The organism is Protofrankia sp. CiP1_Cm_nod3 (genome assembly GCF_982290655.1).
Genome location: NZ_CEVIVD010000125.1, coordinates 2486 through 5055 on the forward strand (window position 1 = coordinate 2486; position 2570 = coordinate 5055).

The 2570-nt window shown below is 72.2% G+C and carries 2 protein-coding genes; both read left to right on the forward strand.

The window, feature by feature from the left end; genetic code table 11:
- Positions 1 to 782 (forward strand): hypothetical protein (locus AC5LUJ_RS19090; protein ID WP_493465409.1); only part of this gene is annotated, 782 nt, incomplete at its 5' end.
- Positions 775 to 2570, forward strand: a 1796-nt coding sequence (locus AC5LUJ_RS19095; protein ID WP_493465410.1) for an RAMP superfamily CRISPR-associated protein, incomplete at its 3' end; no start/stop codon positions are given. The genes AC5LUJ_RS19090 and AC5LUJ_RS19095, both read left to right, overlap by 8 nt.

Consider the following 2570-nt stretch of genomic DNA (forward strand, 5'->3'; position numbering starts at 1 on the left):
CCGGTCACGGCACCGCCCGTGGCGCTGGCCGCGATGCCGGTCACGACACCGACGGTGACACTGATCATGATGCCGGTCATGGCGTCGGGCTGACCGCGGCGGCCGGGGTCGCGCTGGTGAAGTGGCAGTTCCCGTTCAGCCAGGCGTACCGGCTCGCCGAGCAGCTCTGCTCGTCGGCGAAGGAGCGCGGCCGGGACCGCTCCTACGTCGACTGGCACATCCTGTACGAGACGAACGTCCCCGACCTCGATCACATCAGGGCCCGGCTGGACCTGCCGCCGACCACGACGACGAAGACCCGGCTGACCTGCCGGCCGGCGATGGTCAGCGGCAGCGAACAGGACGACCCCGACCGCCACTGGGAGCGTGTCCTGCGCCGTGCCGCCGAGTTGACCCGTAAGGACCAGACCGGTGCTCGTCTCATCTCCCGGTCGCACGTGATCGCCCTACGCGGACAGCTCACCGCGCCGAACGAGGCCGAGAAGCTGTGGGCGAAGATCTCCTCTCCGCTGCCAGCGGCCGAACGCGCGACGCTCGGCGGTGGCGGCAACTCGTCGTTGTTCTGGCCGACTGCTGTCGATCATCCGGAGCAGAGCCCGCCGGACGCCGAAGGCACTGACAGTGCGGAAGGCACCGACAGGGCCGAAGGCAGCGGTGGGGCGGAAGCCGCCGCGACCACGAAAACCGTCCGGGTCACCGGCCTGCTGGACGCCCTCGAGCTGGTCGACGTGCTGCCCGCGTCCCTGCTGGAGAAGAACCGTTCGGAGAATGCCAATGCCTGACCTGGACCTCGAAAACGGCGCGGTGCCGGACCCGCTGACCGTGATCGTCGACATCACGGGCGACTGGCACGTCGGGAGCGGCTACGGGCTGCCGGGCGGCATCGACGCCACCATCCGGCGGGACGCCCATGGCCGGCCGTACCTGCCGGGCACGACGCTGACCGGCCTGTGGCGCGACGCCTGCGCACAGGCGAGCATCGCGCTGGACGCCGAGGCGGCCCGCCATGGCGAGGCCAACCGGCCCTGGTGGGCGTGGACGCGCGCGCTGTTCGGCCATGCCGGGACGGCGCCGCTGTTCACCGTCGGCTCCGCCCACCTGCCGCCCAAGGCGAAGCCGCGGACAGACCGGCCCGCGATCCCCACGCTCGGCGACCGCGGCGACCGGTGGACGCTGATCAAGCCGGGGGTGGCGATCGACCACCGGACCGGCCGGGCCCACGACGACATGCTGCGCTTCGTCGAGATGGCCAAACCGGCGACCCTGTTCGCCACCGCGCGGCTGGTCGACGCGGACTCCTGGACACGGGAGCAGCGGCGCGCGGCCGCGACGCTGCTGCTGATCGGGGCGTCGCTCATCGACGCGGTCGGCGGAGACCGGCGCCGCGGCGCCGGTGCCGCACGGGTGCTGGTCTCGAAGTCCGAATCCGTCGGCCTGGCCGACGCCGACCAGGCCGACATCGCACGGAAGAAGGCGGACAGCGCCCGCCTCCGGCTTCTCGACAACGCCTTCCGGGCGGTCACGGACTTCCGCGGCCAGGTACCGGCACCGGCAGAGCCGGTGGTCGTTCAGGGTCACGCACCGGCTGTGGTCGCCCGGGCTGCGGCGGAGCGCTGGTTCGAGGTGGATCTGACGATCACCGTGGACCAGCCGGTGCTCGCGTCCACCGGGGTGAGCGGGAACATGCTCACCGGCGCCGACCAGCTGCCCGGGACGACCTTGCTGCCCTGGGTCCACGGCGCGCTGCGCAGGCTCGCTCCCCAGGCCGCGGCGGACGCCGTGACCGCCGGCGAGCTGATCGTCACAGCGGCGACGCCCGAAGTCGCCGGGAAGCGCTCCGACCCGGTCCCACTGGCGTTCCAGCGGGCGAAGGATCGGGCTGACACCTCCGGCTCCGACAGCTCACACCACTCCGGCGCCGGTGGCGCCAACGGCGTCCAGGGATCCAAGGAGGCCCAGGGAGCCAAAGACGCCAAAGACGGAGACCCCCGGAATGTGCTCAACCGGCTACGCGCCGGCCAGCCGAAGGCCCAGTACAAGCCGATGCGCACCGGCTACGTCGCGCCCGTCGACGCTGCCGGAGCCGCCGGGCCGACCGGTGGCACCGGGCCGGTCGACGCTGGTGGATCGGCCGGTGCCGACAAGCACGCTCCCAGCGCCACACGCCTGCTCTTCCACCAGCCGGTGCTCGCGGTCGCCATGCACAACCAGGTGGAGGAGTACAGCCAGCGACCGACCGAGGACTCCGGCCTCTACACCGTCCAGGTGATCCCGCCGCGCACATCCGGATCCGACGACATCCATACCGACACCCGGCTGCGCGCCCACGTGCGGGTGAGCCAGCGTCTGCACGACGCGCTGGCCACGGCCGGCCCCGACTGGCCGCGCGCGTGCCTGGCCAGCGAGGACGTCCGGCTCGGGGGGAAATCCAAGTCGGAGTACGGCCGGGTGCGGGTGGAGGTCTCCGGCGTGCGGCACCGCCCCCCACGCGACAGCATCGTCCCGGTCAGCACAAATGGTGCCCAGGCAGGGACAGATAGCGTCCCCATCGGTACGGATGGCGTCCAGAG